The following is a 15,749-nucleotide window of genomic DNA, read 5'->3' as shown; positions in this document are numbered from 1 at the left end:
ATTGAAAGATTATGGAAATTTATGCGTAAAAAGGTCATTGATACTTGTTTTTATAGGAAGTTTCAAGATTTCAAGGAAAAGGTCTGTGAGTTTTTTACCCATATTGCCCAATATAAGCAGGAATTAGAAACCTTAATTTCTTGGAATTTTCATATCCCTAAAACCAAAACCAATTTTTATTGAGTATAATAAGCTTTTAAAACAAATTTTTGTTTTAATTAATCAATGTAAGCTATTTCCAACTGCTATTAGCAAAGAAGTGTAATTTTGTATGCTTATATTTAAAATCAATAGCCATTGTACATTATGAGTTTAGCCAAACATCTTCTAACGAGAGCATATTCTTATGCTAAAAAAAGTCCTCAAAGAATAAAATTTTTTAAGCCTATTTGGAAAAAACTATCAAAAGTTATAGGATATATTAATTCCTTAAAGACAGAAATGGTATATACTACAGCCTTTTCTTTATATGAAGGTTCATTAGAAGACTGGGTAATAAAAAACAATAGTATCGAGATAAAAAATGAAGAAAAAGTTAGCCTAAAAAAAGATATTATTCATGTTCATCCCTCTAAAAACAAACTTCCTTGGACTTCTCGAGGTAGCATCATGAAGTTAGAATACTTAGCGAATACCCCCCCTCAAATAACTAATAGTTCTGTTCTATTTTTACCTAATGGGCGTGTTTTAAACTTGGGAGATATTGTTACGCCAGATAATTTCTTGCTTAGGGATTTTACCTTAGAGCCAAATCGTCAATCACAACTTTTAAAAGAACAGCTAAAAGGAAAACGCGTTCCTAAAGTAAAAGGAAAAGTAGCTGTACTGACAGTAGATTTGACTGGTTATTATCATTGGATGATGGATTTGATTCCACGCTTCGGTTTGCTACGAGAGGCAGGGATTCGAGTAGAAGATATTGACAAGTTTTTAGTCAATGATTATGTTTCAAAATTTCAAGTTGAAACATTTGAGTATTTGGGTATTCCTGCAAAAAAAATTATAACAAGTCAGTGGAATCCTGATTTTGTGGCAGATATGTTAGTTGTCCCGTCTGTGCTTAGAATATCAAATATGAATTGGAGGGTTAATTATATAAGAAATGCCTTCCTACCTCTCGCTAAATTAACCAACGACTTACCCAAACGCATTTACATTAGCAGGGGGCAAGTTACCCATAGGAGGCTTATTAATGAAGCAGAGGTATTTTCTTTGCTTCAGGATTTTGGGTTTACAAAAATAGTAATGGAAGATTATAATTTCCAAGAACAGATAAGTCTTATGGCAAATGCAGACGTAATAGTAGCACCTCACGGTGCTGGACTTACTAATATTGCATTTTGTAAGCCCAATAGTAAAATTATTGAGATAGCTTCTCCTAAGGCAATTAATCCTCTTTTTTGGCTGATGAGTTGTCAATTGGAGGACATTCAATATTTCTATGTATTTGCAGAAGGAGAAATTTTAGATACCACAGATAGAGATAAAACTAAAATCTACAACAATGATGATATGACTGTTAGCATAGAAGAATTAAAAGTTGCGCTTGAGGTAGCAGAAATTATTTAATAGATAATTAAATTAGCACAATATTCTAATTATCATATATTTACACTCACTTCCTCTATTAATTCCAAGATAGATTGATAGCTTTTCCCTACTGCCTCGCTCATTGCCATTTCGCAGGTTTTAGCAGAAGAATAGTAGCCATCGTAGCTTTTTTGCTTTACCTCACTTGCTTCGTTTAGGGTAGCAGATTGGGTAAGTGCGGGTACAAAAAAGCCTCTGTCCCCTGCCATGCCACAACACCCTGCAAACTGCGGTATCACTGAATTTTTAGCACAGAGCTTCCCTATTTTCTCCAATTTTTTTAGCAAACCCATTTTATAAACAGAGCAAACAGGGTGGAAGACAATGCTTTCTTTGGGTTGGGAAATTTGGATACGAGGTAAGACAATATCTGCTACAAAATCAATGGTATCTAAGAACTGCATCTGGTCAAATCTTTTTTGGTTCTCAGCACTCAAGTAATTCCGAGAATGTTGGAAAGTAAAAGTACAAGAGGTAACATCTACAATTACAGGAAGTCGCCCTTCTTTTGTCCAAGTCCAAAGGCTTTCTATAGCTTGGTTGGCAGTAAACTGATAGGCTTCTGAGAAACCTTTGGAAGAGAAAGCCTGACCGCAACAATGCCCTTGTATGTTGTACGGAATTAAGATATGAAGATTTGCCTTTTTAGCCACTGATAGCAAGGTATTGGCTGCGGTACCTCCCATGAGGCGAGAAATACAAGTAGGGAAATAAACAAAGTCTGCTTGGGCTGTTAGATTTTGTACTTTGCTATTATTTTGCGTATGATTCACTTCGTTCCCTACCTCTAAATACTGATTCCAAAGCGGAAAGTTTTTGTAAATACTTCGCAAAGAGGAAGTAAGGCGAGGCATGGCTTTTTTCCCAAAAACAACATTTACCAAGTTACCTACTTTTAGGCTAAATCGTGTGTTTTTTTCTACTAACTTAAAATTTTTTGCTATTCTTAGGGCATTTCTCTGGGCAAAAGGTGAGTGATTTTCTCTACGAAGTCGCTTTACCAATTCGCCTGTATTGATGTCGACAGGACAGTCAGTAGCACACATTCCATCGGTAGCACAAGTTGCTAAACCGTCAAATTTGTATTCTTCTAAGATTTGTGCGCACTCTTTTTGCTTGCCTTCTTGCTGTAATCTTTGCAAAGCCCTGCGGATTCCTATTCTTTGGCGTGGGGTAAGCGTAAAATCTCGACTTGGACAACGATTTTCACAAAAACCACATTCTACGCATTTATCTACTTCCTCCTCTATGATAGGTAAGGTTTTTAGGTGCTTCAAATGTGCAGACTTGTCAGGATTGATAATCACTCCTGTATTTAAAAGATATTCAGGGTCAATGAGTTCTTTGAGTTTTTTCATAATTTGGTAGGCTTCTCCTCCCCACTCTGTTTCTACAAAAGGAGCCATATTTCTGCCTGTACCATGCTCACCTTTCAAAGCCCCCTGATATTTATTTACTACGACCTCTACCATTTCCTCTATAAAATTTGCATAGCGTCTGATTTCTTTTTCCTCATTTATTAATTGAGTTAAGATAAAATGCAAATTTCCGTCCTTGGCATGACCAATGATATTGGCAGAGGTATAATTGTACTTTTCAAAGAGTTTTCGCAAATCTCTAATGCCTGCTCCTAAGTTTTCTACGGGGAAGGCGACATCTTCTAACAAAATAGCACTTCCTTTCTGACGAACTGCCGCTACAGCAGGATACAATCCTTTTCTTAGCTTCCAGAGATTGGCTTGCTGGTAAGCATCTGTGGTAAAAACAGGCTCGAAAGCAAGAGGCAATTTGCTAATACAGTTTTCAAAAGCATAATTAAATTTTTCTTGCAACTCTTCTTTGGTATTTGCCTGATATTCAGTTAATAGTGCAGTTTGGTCGCCTGTCAAAGATTTTAAAATCTCAGGTGCGTCTTTCAAGTTTGCTATGGATTTCAAAGCAGGAAAGTCCATAAGTTCCAATGCCTCTACTCCTGATGCTTTAAGGGCAGGAATAGCATCGCAAGCGGCTTGTATATCGGGAAAGTACAACATTCCTGTTAGCTTGTATGGATAGTCAGGTACGGTTCGTAAGACTGCTTCAGCTATAAAGCCCAACGTTCCCTCGCCACCGATAAGTAAGTGTGCCAAAATATCTAAGGGGTGTTCGTAGTCTATAAAAGCATTTAGCCCATAGCCTACTGTATTTTTCATTTTGTATTTTTTTCGGATTTTTTCTACAAGAGAGGTATTGCTTAAAACTTCTTCTCTTAGCTTTTTTATTCCTTCAAAAATTTCTTTTGCCTCAATTTCAAGCCTTTGGTAATCACTTTTTTCTTCTGTATTGAATACTAAGCCATTAGGTAATACAAATTTGATGTATTTTAAAGTATGATAAGAGTTCTGAGCTACTCCACAGCACATTCCGCTCGCATTGTTAGAGAGGATGCCGCCTATCATGGCAGCATTGATAGAAGAAGGGTCAGGTCCTATTTTTCTTTTGTACTTTTTTAATATGGTATTTACTGCTCCTCCGACTGCTCCTATTTGTACCCTTACGCTCTCTCCATTTTCTTCTACTTGTATTTTTCTCCAATGCTGGCTCAAATCTACTAAAATTCCGTCCGTTACTGCCTGTCCTGACAGGCTTGTACCTGCGGTTCTGAAAGTGAGGTTGATTTGATATTTCTTAGAAAAGTGAAATAAGGCTTGGATTTCTTCTACAGAAATAGGCTGGACTACGGCTTGGGGAACTAAGTAGTAAAAACTTGCATCACTTGCGTATGCATACAGGTCAATCAAACGAGTTTTGATGCGTTCTTTGGGCAAAATAGACTGGAGTGCAGGAGCTAAATTCATGATATTTTTCCAGATTAAGTTATTTGACAAATTTACAAGTTAGCTTCAAAACTTTTAAAATATCTTTGCAATTTATTAAAATATTAGTCTTTTTCTGACTGTTAGTCAATAAGTTAATTTTTTTAAAATCATTCTAAATTACTTATGATATATATATTTTTGAAAACAAATTTTCATCAAAGGCTGTTAGCATTGGTAATAAAAGTAAATTTATTTATAATCTTTAATACATTTTTTTATCTACTCACAAAAACATGGAGGTTTTAGAAATGGACAGTCCGCCGCTTTTTGCGGAAACTGAAAATCAAGAAATGATAGCACAAACAGTGCGTGATTTTGCAAAAAAGCACATTACACCCTTTCGCGATAAGTGGGACGATGAGCAGTATTTTCCCATAGAAGTTTTTAAAAAGTTAGGAGAACTTGGCATTATGGGTATGTTAGTCCCTGATTATTATGGAGGGGCTGGGTTTGGCTATTTTGAATATGTAACTGCGATTGCAGAATTGGCGAAAGCAGACCCTTCTATTGCTCTTTCTATGGCGGCACATAACTCTTTGTGTACCAATCATATACTATTATTTGGGAATGAATCTCAAAAAGCAAGATGGCTACCTAAGTTGGCAACTTGCGAATACTTAGGGGCTTGGGGCTTGACTGAGCCTAATACTGGCTCTGATGCAGGAAATATGCGAACTGTGGCTGTAAAAGATGGTAATGAGTGGATAATTAACGGTGCCAAGAATTTTATTACTCACGGCAAGTCAGGAGATATAGCGGTGGTCATCGCCAGAACAGGAGCAGTAGGAGATTCTCATGGCATGACTGCTTTTGTAGTGGAGAGAGGAACAAAGGGATTTAGTGCAGGAAAAAAAGAAAATAAATTGGGAATGAGGCTTTCAGAAACAGCAGAAATGGTGTTTACAGACTGCCGTATTCCAGAAGAAAATGTATTAGGGGAAGTAGGAGAAGGCTTTATCCAATCTATGAAAGTATTAGAAGGAGGGCGAATTTCTATAGCCGCATTGAGTTTGGGGATAGCCGAAGGCGCATACGAAGCGGCACTGGCTTATGCCCAAGAGCGTCATCAATTTAACAAACCTATTGCCTCTTTCCAAGCGATAGCATTTAAGCTGGCTGATATGGCAACAGAAATAGATGCAGCTAAGTTGTTGATTTACAGAGCAGCAGATATGAAGAATAAAGGTATGAAAGTAAATAGGGAATCTGCTATGGCTAAGTATTATGCCTCTGAGGTGGCTTGTAAGGTAGCTAATGAAGCTGTGCAAATCTTTGGAGGCTATGGCTACTGCAAAGATTTTCCAGTAGAAAAATATTACCGTGACGCCAAGTTATGTACGATTGGTGAAGGAACTTCTGAAATTCAAAAATTAGTGATTTCCAGAGAGTTAATGAAAAAAAGTAAATAGGTGTTTCTATTAAATGTTGTTTTCCCTTAGCGATGCAGTTGGTAGTATTGTATTGCTGAGGGAAATTTTTTTAGGGTGTTTTGACTCAACAGATAAATCTTACCTTGTAGGTCTTACTCTTAAAGTCATACCACGTACTCGATGTATTGGATTTCTTATTTTTTGTCTTATATTTGTAAAAGTAAAATCTAATGGCAAGTTACTCATGATACTCGAAGGAACAGCAGGACTTATTTTTGGGATAGTAGTTAGTGCGCTATTAAGCGGAGCAGGCACTTATTTTTTCTTTCATAAGAAAATCAAATCGCTCCACAAGCAGTTAGAAGAAATCAAAAAAGAATACAAAAAATCTTTGTTGGATTTTGATAAAAAACAAAAAGAATTTGACCTCGAGATACGCGCTCGTGCCAAAAAGTTGGAATCTGTGCAAAGCAAACTTTCTACCATAGAAACCCAATTACAAGAAAAAGAAACGAGCTACCAACAGCTAAAAAGCGAATGGGAACAACATCAAAACAAGGAATAAAAAAACAATGAATATCATTCGTTTACTTCCTGATAGTCTGGCAAATCAAATAGCAGCAGGCGAGGTAGTGCAGCGACCTGCTTCGGTGGTCAAGGAACTACTTGAGAATGCCATAGATGCAGGAAGTTCTCATATCCAACTGATTATCAAAGAAGCAGGAAAAACCTTAATCCAAGTGATAGATGATGGCTGTGGAATGTCAGAAACTGATGCGCGAATGTGCTTTGAGCGACACGCTACTTCCAAAATTAGAACCGTAGATGACCTTTTTCAGATTCGTACTTTGGGCTTTCGTGGAGAAGCACTTGCCTCCATTGCGGCAGTAGCTCAGGTGGAGATGAAAACCAGAATTCCTGAGGAAGAATTAGGGACTTTTATCAGTTTGGCTGGCTCACAAGTAACAGAGCAAAAGCCTATTCAATGTGCCAAAGGTACAAGCATAGCCGTAAAAAATTTGTTTTATAACGTGCCTGCACGTCGCAATTTTCTCAAATCCAACCCTATAGAACTGAAGCACATCATCGATGAGTTCCAAAGGGTTGCCTTGATAAACCCTGACATAGAGTTTACTTTTTTCCATAATGACATAGAAGTTTATCAGCTCAGAAAAGGTAAACTTGCACATCGCATCGTGGGACTTTTCGGAAAAAACTACAAACAAATACTAATTCCTTGCGAGGAGGAATTGACTAATATGAGGGTCAAGGGCTACATAGGAAGACCAGAATCGGCAAAGCGAACGCGTGGAGAGCAGTTTTTCTTTGTTAATCAACGCTTTATCAAACATTCTTACCTCAATCATGCCGTAGTAACTGCTTTTGAGGGCTTGCTCCCAGAGGATAGCTTTCCTTTTTATGTGCTTATTATAGACACTGACCCTCAGAAAATCGATGTGAATGTACACCCCACTAAGACCGAAATTAAGTTTGAAGATGAGAGAACAGCTTATGCTTTGGTCAGGGCAGCAGTTTGCAAAGCCTTAGGCAAACATCATCTTGCTCCAAAAATGGATTTTGACTTGGATACCAACTTTACAAATATTGGAAATTTACAACACAACGAAGAGGAACACCAGATAGACTGGCAAAAAGAATTAGGGGATTTGCCACTTACAGAGCAATCTAATAGCTATTCACAGTTCAGAAATACTACTCGCCAACAAAGCAACTTGCAACATTGGGAAGAGCTTTACAGTTTTGACGACGAGATGCGTAAGGTTTTAGAAAGCAAAAAAGCAGAAACCTTGACCTTTGAAAGCCGCTTAGAAAGTTCGGTTACGCAGGAGCAGGCAGAAGGGAAAAAAGTTTTTCAACTACATAATCGTTTCATTATCAGTCAGATAAAATCAGGAATTTTACTCATAGACCAGCAAGCTGCCCATGAGCGTATTCTATACGAAAAATTTTTACAAAATATACAAGGAGGTAAAGGAACGGTGCAACGCCTACTTTTCCCTGAAATTGTATCTTTATCGCCTGTGGATATTGCCTTGCTCAATGAAATGGAGTGGGAATTGAGGAACTTAGGTTTTGATTATCTTATCAAAGACAATAGCCTCATTATCAGTGGTACTCCTGCTAATCTGCCTGTCAGTGTAGAAGCTATGCTCATAGAAGAACTCATAGAACAGTCTAAGCACCAAGCCCACCTCAAGCTAAATAAGGCAGAAAAAATAGCTTATACCATGTCTAAGCGTTTGTCAATAGGTCTTTCTACTCCTTTATCAGAGATAGAAATTAGTTCCTTGATTGACCAACTTTTTGCTTGTTCTAATCCTAACTATGCTCCAGACGGGAAAAAAATATTCAAAACACTGACTGTAAGTGAGATAGAGAATTTATTGTATTGAAAATAGAGGCAGATTTTAAATTATCCGTGTTTTGCAAATAGTTCTTTGTAAATAAAACTAAATTCTTTTCCCCAAAACTTTTCATTGTGCTTTCCTCTGTTGCGAATCTCAAATATGAGTTCTTGTTCTCTGTATCCTGAATTTCGTAAAGTCCAATACATATTTGTAATGTCCCGCTCCATAGTACTGCTTTCTGTTCTGCTTCCGACCATACATATTTGCATTTCAAACTTTTTGGGCTGTTTAGCTACCCATTCAAAAATCTGCCTATTGAACCAGAAAGAGGGGGAAAGGATAGCTAACTTAGAAAAAATCTCAGGGTAGTGTAGTCCAGTGTAAAAAGAAATCAAACCTCCCATAGAACTACCCCCAATACCTGTAAACTCTCTTTCAGTTTGGGTACGAAAATGCTCATCTATATAAGGTTTTAAAGTATGTGCAATGAATTGAGCGTAGTGCAACCCCTCACCGCCGCCTAATTTAGGTCTTGCCCAAGGAGCATACTCATTGGTGCGATGTTCGCCTCCATTGTCTATCCCTACTACGATAATACCTTGATTACCTTCACTTTGTAATTTATTTAGAGTTTTATCTATGCCCCATTCTCCAAAAGAAGAGGTCGTTGCATCAAAAAGATTTTGCCCGTCTTGCATATAGAGTACGGGGTATCTTTTATCGGTATAAGGATACTCCAAAGGAAGATAAATCCAAATACGGCGATAGCGATGGAGTTGGGGCATAAAAAAATCATTATTTAGCAAATGGACATTGGCAGAGGCTGTGCTGAAGTTCATTTAAAAATTTGTTTTATGGTGGACAGTATAAGGTTTAAAGCGAGTAACCTTATACTGTTTACAACGATAAAATTTGTCAAAAATTTTCGCTTATCTCCAACCGCCACCTAATGCCCTGTAAAGCCCCACTTTGCTTTCCAAAAACCTTGCTTTGACATCTACTAACTCTAATTTTTCGTTCAGGGCTTCACGTTGAGTAAGTAAAACTTCCATATAGTCAGCCCGGGCATTGCGATATAGATTATTGGCAATATCCACAGATTGGTTTAAAATCTCTACTTCTTGTCGCTTGACTTGGTAGCTTTGGCTGTAATTGTCAGCTTTAGCTAACTGATTCAAGACTTCTACGTAAGCATTAAGTATGCTTCTTTGATAATGATAAAGCGTCTGAATCTGTTTAGCATTAGCGTTAAAATAGGTTGCTTTGATGGCATTTCTATTTACCAAAGGAGCTATGGCATCACCTGCTAAAGAGTATAAAACAGACTGTGGACTAAACAAGTAGGAAGGATTAAAAGCTTGAAAACCTGCTCCTGCTGTTATCCTAAACGAAGGATAAAAATTAGCCTTTGCAATTTGCAAATCTAAACGAGCCGCTTGTAACTCTAACTCTGCCTGCTTAACATCAGGGCGATTGACCAAAAGTTGCGAAGGAATACCTGCCCGCACATTGTCTAAAGAAATATCAAAAAAGGATTTGGAATTCCTTACAATAGGCTGTGGATAGCGTCCTAACAAGAAATTAATTCGGTTTTCAGTTTCAACGATACGCTGTTTTACTTCGTACTGCAAGTTTTGGGTATTAAGCAACTGGGCTTCAAAACGATTAACGGCTAATTGGGTAACTTTTGCGCTTTCTTTTTCTTGCTTTACGATTTGGTAGGCACTACTTTGAATTTCTACGTTTTGCTGTATAATCTCCAACAAGTTATCTAATGCTAAAAGTTCGTAATAGCTATAAGCAATTTCTGCTACAAGATTGGTTATCAGAAAGTTTTTCCCCTCCATTGTAGAAAAATACTTCAAGGCGGCTACTTTTTTAGCATTTCGGAGCTTTTTCCAAACGTCTAACTCCCAAGAGGCAAAAGCCCCCACCATATAGTCTGTAAAGGGCTTAGGAAAAGACTTGTCTTCCATGATTTTCAAGTTTTCCTCTACTGCTCCTTGTCGAGTATATTCTCCCACTTTGTCCAAACCCGCACCAGCCCGCAAACCAACAAACGGTAAGTACTCTCCCTTGCGAGCTGTAATCTCATTTTTACTTATTTCTATTTCTTGCCATACAATGTTGAGTTCTTGGTTGTTTTTTAAGGCTTCTTCAATAAGCAAGTTTAAGTTAGTATCATTAAAATAGTTTTTCCATTGAATATAAGCTATATTGCTGGTATCAGCAACTACTTCTTTGCCAAAGCTTTGAGGCAAAGAATTGTCCTGTCTTTGGGTATTTTTAAGTGTAGGAACGCAGGCTGAGAGTAATAAAACCCCTATAATGATATAGTAATTAATTGTCTTTGTTTTCATTTTTTCTTAATATTTTTTTTACCAAATTTCTAAACTTTCCATTCTTAGAAAAAGCAATTTCAGTATGGCTTTCTACGAAGTCCTCTGTAAGTGGATTCTCGTCTTCATCGCGTATGAGTTTTCTGCCCTCAGCCAATTTGCCAAAGATGTAGTACAAACCGGGTACGATAATTACTCCGAAGATAGTTCCTAAGAGCATACCGCCCATAGCAGAAGCGCCAATGGTTTGGTTTCCTACTGCCCCTGCTCCTGTGGCTCTTACCAGAGGTATCAAACCTGCAATAAAGGCAAAAGAAGTCATCAAGATAGGTCTAAAACGCATTTTAGCTCCCTCGATAGCCGCCTCAAAAACGCTTAGACCTTGCTGTTGCCTTTGTACTGCAAACTCTACAATTAGTACGGCATTTTTACCCAAAAGTCCTACCAGCATAATCAGACCGATTTGTGCATAAATGTCATTTGCCAAGCCCATACTTTTGAGTAACAGAAAAGAGCCAAAAATACCCGGCGGCAGAGAAAAAAGTACTGCCAAAGGAATAATAAAACTTTCATACTGAGCAGAAAGTACCAAATACACGAAAATCAATACGATGGCAAAAATGTAAATAGCTTCATTCCCGCGACGGGCTTCGTCATACGACAAACCTTCCCAAGCAATGTCATAGCCTTGTGGTAAAGTTTCTTTGGCTACTTCTTGAATTGCTTTGATAGCCTCGCCACTTGTATATCCTGGGGCGGGCACCCCTCTGATAGAAGAAGAAGTATAAAGATTGAAACGAGTAATTTCGTTAGGACCTTGGGTTTTTCGCAGTTTCATAAAAGAAGAATAAGGTACCATATCGCCATGTTCGCTTTTAATAAACAAGTTGAGTATGTCCGAAGGCATACGTCTGTACTCTGGGGCAGACTGTGTATAGACTTTAAAAAAGTTATTGAAACGGGTAAAACCTTGCTCATAAGTACTACCTATCATAATGTCTAAATTCTCCATTGCTTTCCCAATAGATACACCTTTCTGCATAGCGGCTTGGTTATCTATCAAAAGTTCAAACTGAGGATAGTTGGCAGCATAGAAAGTAAATAGCCCTGTGAGTTCCTTTCTTTTACGGAGGGCTTCCATAAATTGGATATTGACTGCATCAAACTCTTGGTAGTCCACAGTAGGGTTTTTATCTATCATACGCAAAGAAAAACCATCAGAAGAACCATAGCCCGGCACAGCAGGAGGTTCGAAGTACTCTATGACCGCTCCTAAATTATGGGTTTTCTCTTCTAATTCTTCTATGATTTCTTTGACTGTATGCTTGCGATGCTCCCAATCTTTCAGGTTTATCAAACAAGTACCTGCATTAGAACCACGTCCTTCGGTAAGCACTTCATAACCAGCAAGTGATGTAACGGATTGGATACCTTCTACTTCCTCAGCTATTTTTTGGAGTTGTTGGGAAACTTCATTGGTGCGCTCCAGCGTAGAACCAGGAGGCGTTTGGATAATCGCATAAATCATTCCTTGGTCTTCGTTAGGAATAAACCCTGCGGGTAATACCTCGTTTACCGAATAAATACCTGCACAAAAAGCCAATAGAACGGCAAAAGTAACCAACCTCCGATTTACAATGAGGGTAAGAAAACGTGTATATTTTCCTGTAACTTTTTCAAAAGTACGATTGAACCAATCTAAAAACCAAGCGACGGGGCTTTTTTTCTTGTGTTTGCCATGCGTATTTTTCAATATCATTGCCGAAAGCACAGGTGTAAGCGTAAGAGCTACTACCCCCGAAATAACAATAGAACTCGCCATAGTGATAGAGAATTGGCGGTAAAACACGCCTACGGGACCTGGCATGAAGGCAATAGGTACGAACACAGATACCATGACTAAAGTAATAGCGATGATTGCCCCACTGATTTCGCCTAACACTTTTTTCACTGCATTGTAAGGGGAAAGATGTTCGGATTCCATTTTCTCGTGTACTGCCTCTACGACCACAATGGCATCATCTACCACGATCCCAATCGCCAACACCAAAGCAAAAAGCGTAATCAGGTTGATAGTAAGTCCAAAGGCTTGCATAAATAGAAATGCCCCCACCAAAGATACAGGTACAGCAATGATAGGAATAAGCGTAGAGCGAAAATCCCCTAAGAATAAAAACACTACCAAAGCCACCAGCACGAAGGCTTCTACTAAGGTATGCAAAACTTTGTCAATAGAGGCATCTACAAATTTAGAAACATCATAGCTAATTTCATATTGCATACCAGGAGGGAAGTCCCTTTTGAGTTCCTGTAGCTTGGCTTTTACCTGAGCAATCACCTCTTGGGCATTGCTACCAATGTTTTGTTTCAATACTATGGAGGCAGAGGGAAGCCCATCTTTATTGGAATAAATATTGACGAACTCACTACCTAACTCCGCATCAGCAACGTCTTTTAGTTTTAAGATTTCACCTTCGGGTGTAGCTCTGATAATGATGTCTTTGTATTCTTCAGGTTTGTTAAATCTACCTTTATAAACCAATACATATTCTAAGGACTGAGGCGTTTTGCCAGAACTTTGCCCAAGCCTTCCGGGGCGACCTATGACGCTTTGCTCCTCTAAGGCTTTCATTACTTCCTCAGTAGAAACATTGTAAGCTCTCATGCGGTCGGGTTTGAGCCAAATACGCATGGCAAACTGACGACTACCCAAGATTTGGGCGCGCCCCATGCCTTTAATCCTTTGTATTTCAGGTAAAACGTTTACATAGGCATAATTGAACAAGAACTTCTCATCGGCGTTTTTGTCAGTGCTGTATAGATTGACGTACATCAGCATACTTGGCTGGATAGGAGTAATAATCACACCCTCACGCTGTACCAAAGGAGGCAAGTTATTCATCACTTGGTCGACGCGTGTCTTTACGTTTACTACGGCAGCGTTAGGGTCGGTACCGGGTTCAAACACTACTTGGATAGTAGCCTCCCCTGCACTTGTGGCATCAGAAATAATATATTGCATATTTTGCACGCCGTTGATAGCTCTTTCCAAAGGTATCAAGGTGGATTGCACCAATACATCGGCACTTGCGCCAGGGTAGTCTATAAAAACATTCACCCTTGGCGGTGCTATTTCAGGGAATTGAGAGATAGGCAGCCTGTTCATTGCCAAAAGCCCCATGAAAACAATAGCAATAGAAAGCGAAATCGCTAATACAGGTCTTTGAATAAATTTACTAAACATAAATACTTAAAAGTTTTTATTCGGCGTGTAAATGATTGAGTTCTGCAAGTACTTTTTGCATGCTGACAAGGTCGCATTTGATTTCATCTCCATGTTTGACTTTTCTCAAACCTTCTATCAAGATTTTCTCGTTATCGCTAATTCCTTTCTTGATTTCAAACAAGTGAGGCATTTCTGTATCTGTAACAATCTCACGCATATTGGCAACTCCATTTTGGTCTATGACAAAAACGTACTTTTTGCCTAAAATCTCAAAAGTGGCTTTTTGTGGAATGAGCAATACATTTTCCAAATGCACAGGCATCAGAATATTACCTGTTTCTCCATGTCGTAAAATGCCTTTGGGATTGGCAAAAGTAGCCCTGAAAGCAATATTTCCCGTTTCATTATTGAAATCGGCTTCTATAGTTTCTACCACTCCCTCTTGGTCAAATAGCTTTCCATTTGCCATTTGGAGTTTTACTTTTAAAAGATTTTCTTTTCTATCGCTCGTAGCAAAGTCCAAATACTCCGCTTCGGGAACGTTAAAATATACCCATACTTTGCTGTTGTCGGAGAGGGTAGTGAGCAGTTCTCCCTCATCTACTAAACTTCCCAAACGTACATTAAATCTGCCCATGATACCGTCAAAAGGGGCTTTGACTTCGGTAAAGCTCAGGTGAGTGCGGGCTAAGGCTAATTCTGCTTGTGCTTTATCGAGTTTAGCTTTTGCCAATGCCAACTCACTTTGCGATACAATATTTTTATCTGCCAACTGCTTGGTATTCAGGTATTCTACCTCTACAAATTTGGCTTCAGCTTCCGCTTTTTCTACTTCGGCTTGGTAAATCAGTGGCATGATTCTAAACATCAGTTGTCCTTTTTTGACAAACTGACCTTCATCTATATAGATATTTTGCAAATATCCTTTTTCTAAGGCTCTTAACTCAATGTGTTGGAAAGAGCGAATTTGACAAACATACTCTTTAAAAATAGAAGTATCTTTACGAATAGGCTGAGTAACTAAATAGGTGGCTTCTTCTGCGTGATGTGAATGATGCTCACAACTTGTGTAGAGTAGCAATGAGAGCAACCCTATGCAGATAAATGAAATTTTTTTCATAAATTTTCTAAAATAACTTTTGTGAAGAATGAATAGGTAATCTTCGCTGTATGGACTATACAGGTAGGATTACAATTTTAGTTGATAGATGGGATAGTATTGCCATGTATAGCACTTGGCAAGAGGTATATGCTTAGACTTCGTAGAAAATAAGTGCGTGGAAAACTATATAACGAGGAGTATGATTGAAAATATTATAATAGCAAGTGGTAACTGCTTCAATTTTGGCAATGCAAGTATAAATAGAAAAAAAAGGTACAAGACTATTATTAGGCAATATAGCATCATAAATAAAAGATATATCTGGCGGCGGGGACTTCTTGCCTAACTTTGCTTTTTTTAAACCAAAAATATTATAAAGTTCACCGTTATTTTCACTTTCAGATTTACATTCTTCTTTCTCGGATTCTGCGGCTTCTTTGGCTAAGATATTTCGGTTGGAAGGGACATTAAAAATGGATAGTAAAGTAAATATAATGGAAAAGAGCAAAACAAAAAACAACTTTGCCTTAGTAAAACTTCTCATGGAATTATATGATACGGCTACTCCTTTCAAATTATTTAATTATTCACTTTATAAATATCGCAACAAAGGTACTCTTTTTTTTTCTAATTTCCAAAAAACAGTCAAGGTCTTTTAAGACTTTTAGAACGGCTTAGATAATACCTTTTAGAAAGATAAAAAAAACTGCTTTAAACATGAAAATTAGCCATAAAATAGTGGAAAAATACAAATCGTTTTATTTACTTTGCTTAACAAGTCTATTGATTTTTGGTCAGTTTTAAATAAACAATTACCCCAAAATACAGTTTGATAACATTATTACTCATTTCAAAAATTTTTATCTGACAAAGCAAATGTTGCGTTTATTTTTTT

General features: G+C 37.9%; 10 protein-coding genes and 1 pseudogene. 5 read left to right on the top strand and 6 right to left on the bottom strand.

Annotation, left to right across the window (positions count from 1 at the left end; translation table 11 throughout):
* Both BM141_RS23060 and BM141_RS17015 read left to right on the top strand, forming a co-directional pair.
* A pseudogene (locus BM141_RS23060) lies at window positions 1-183 on the top strand (IS630 family transposase); the annotation flags it as partial.
* A gap of 258 nt (window positions 184-441) precedes the next feature.
* Window positions 442-1,569: a glycosyltransferase family 61 protein gene (locus BM141_RS17015; protein WP_177217426.1), complete on the top strand. Its 1,128-nt coding sequence runs from the start codon at window positions 442-444 to the stop codon at window positions 1,567-1,569.
* Between the two features lie 32 nt (window positions 1,570-1,601).
* Here BM141_RS17015 and BM141_RS17010 read toward each other — a convergent pair whose 3' ends face one another.
* Window positions 1,602-4,427 (bottom strand): FAD-binding and (Fe-S)-binding domain-containing protein, encoded by a 2,826-nt coding sequence (locus BM141_RS17010; RefSeq protein WP_091548666.1) that lies wholly within the window; start codon window positions 4,425-4,427, stop codon window positions 1,602-1,604.
* Between the two features lie 254 nt (window positions 4,428-4,681).
* Between BM141_RS17010 and BM141_RS17005 the strand changes: the two genes are divergently transcribed.
* The 3 genes from BM141_RS17005 (at window position 4,682) to mutL (ending at window position 8,232) form a co-directional block, all read left to right on the top strand.
* Window positions 4,682-5,857: an acyl-CoA dehydrogenase family protein gene (locus tag BM141_RS17005; protein WP_245764092.1), complete on the top strand. Its 1,176-nt coding sequence runs from the start codon at window positions 4,682-4,684 to the stop codon at window positions 5,855-5,857.
* Window positions 5,858-6,062: 205 nt separating this feature from the next.
* Window positions 6,063-6,383, top strand: a complete 321-nt coding sequence (locus tag BM141_RS17000) for a hypothetical protein (RefSeq protein WP_091548665.1) — start codon at window positions 6,063-6,065, stop codon at window positions 6,381-6,383.
* A 7-nt stretch (window positions 6,384-6,390) separates the two neighbouring features.
* Window positions 6,391-8,232 (top strand): DNA mismatch repair endonuclease MutL, encoded by a 1,842-nt coding sequence (gene mutL / locus BM141_RS16995; protein WP_091548664.1) that lies wholly within the window; start codon window positions 6,391-6,393, stop codon window positions 8,230-8,232.
* A gap of 20 nt (window positions 8,233-8,252) precedes the next feature.
* On the opposite strand, the gene BM141_RS16990 is transcribed toward mutL, so the two are convergent.
* From BM141_RS16990 to BM141_RS16970, 5 genes are all read right to left on the bottom strand, one after another.
* A complete protein-coding gene (locus BM141_RS16990; RefSeq protein ID WP_091548663.1) occupies window positions 8,253-9,026 on the bottom strand; it encodes an alpha/beta hydrolase in 774 nt (257 codons plus the stop codon).
* Between the two features lie 90 nt (window positions 9,027-9,116).
* A complete protein-coding gene (locus BM141_RS16985) occupies window positions 9,117-10,547 on the bottom strand; it encodes a TolC family protein (protein ID WP_091548662.1) in 1,431 nt (476 codons plus the stop codon).
* Entirely contained in the window at window positions 10,528-13,770 is a 3,243-nt protein-coding gene (locus tag BM141_RS16980) for an efflux RND transporter permease subunit (protein ID WP_091548661.1), read from the bottom strand. The genes BM141_RS16985 and BM141_RS16980 overlap by 20 nt, the downstream gene beginning before the upstream one ends.
* 16 nt (window positions 13,771-13,786) lie before the next feature.
* Window positions 13,787-14,872: an efflux RND transporter periplasmic adaptor subunit gene (locus BM141_RS16975; protein ID WP_091548660.1), complete on the bottom strand. Its 1,086-nt coding sequence runs from the start codon at window positions 14,870-14,872 to the stop codon at window positions 13,787-13,789.
* A 133-nt stretch (window positions 14,873-15,005) separates the two neighbouring features.
* Entirely contained in the window at window positions 15,006-15,398 is a 393-nt protein-coding gene (locus BM141_RS16970) for a hypothetical protein (RefSeq protein ID WP_091548659.1), read from the bottom strand.
* Window positions 15,399-15,749 lie beyond the last annotated feature (351 nt).

It is taken from the genome of Thermoflexibacter ruber, assembly GCF_900113045.1.
GTDB classification, from domain to species: Bacteria; Bacteroidota; Bacteroidia; order Cytophagales; family Thermoflexibacteraceae; genus Thermoflexibacter; species Thermoflexibacter ruber.
The sequence above is the reverse complement of the archived record's forward strand: the minus strand, read 5'-3'. Positions and strand labels throughout refer to the sequence as shown.

What these genes read in the sequence shown, in the direction of transcription:
- BM141_RS16975 (WP_091548660.1), bottom strand. Translation starts at nt 14,872, where the DNA reads ATGAAAAAAATTTCATTTATCTGCATAGGGTTGCTCTCATTGCTACTC.
- BM141_RS16970 (WP_091548659.1), bottom strand. Translation starts at nt 15,398, where the DNA reads ATGAGAAGTTTTACTAAGGCAAAGTTGTTTTTTGTTTTGCTCTTTTCC.
- BM141_RS16990 (WP_091548663.1), bottom strand. Translation starts at nt 9,026, where the DNA reads ATGAACTTCAGCACAGCCTCTGCCAATGTCCATTTGCTAAATAATGAT.
- BM141_RS17015 (WP_177217426.1), top strand. Translation starts at nt 442, where the DNA reads ATGGTATATACTACAGCCTTTTCTTTATATGAAGGTTCATTAGAAGAC.
- BM141_RS16985 (WP_091548662.1), bottom strand. Translation starts at nt 10,547, where the DNA reads ATGAAAACAAAGACAATTAATTACTATATCATTATAGGGGTTTTATTA.
- BM141_RS17010 (WP_091548666.1), bottom strand. Translation starts at nt 4,427, where the DNA reads ATGAATTTAGCTCCTGCACTCCAGTCTATTTTGCCCAAAGAACGCATC.
- mutL (WP_091548664.1), top strand. Translation starts at nt 6,391, where the DNA reads ATGAATATCATTCGTTTACTTCCTGATAGTCTGGCAAATCAAATAGCA.
- BM141_RS17005 (WP_245764092.1), top strand. Translation starts at nt 4,682, where the DNA reads ATGGAGGTTTTAGAAATGGACAGTCCGCCGCTTTTTGCGGAAACTGAA.
- BM141_RS16980 (WP_091548661.1), bottom strand. Translation starts at nt 13,770, where the DNA reads ATGTTTAGTAAATTTATTCAAAGACCTGTATTAGCGATTTCGCTTTCT.
- BM141_RS17000 (WP_091548665.1), top strand. Translation starts at nt 6,063, where the DNA reads ATGATACTCGAAGGAACAGCAGGACTTATTTTTGGGATAGTAGTTAGT.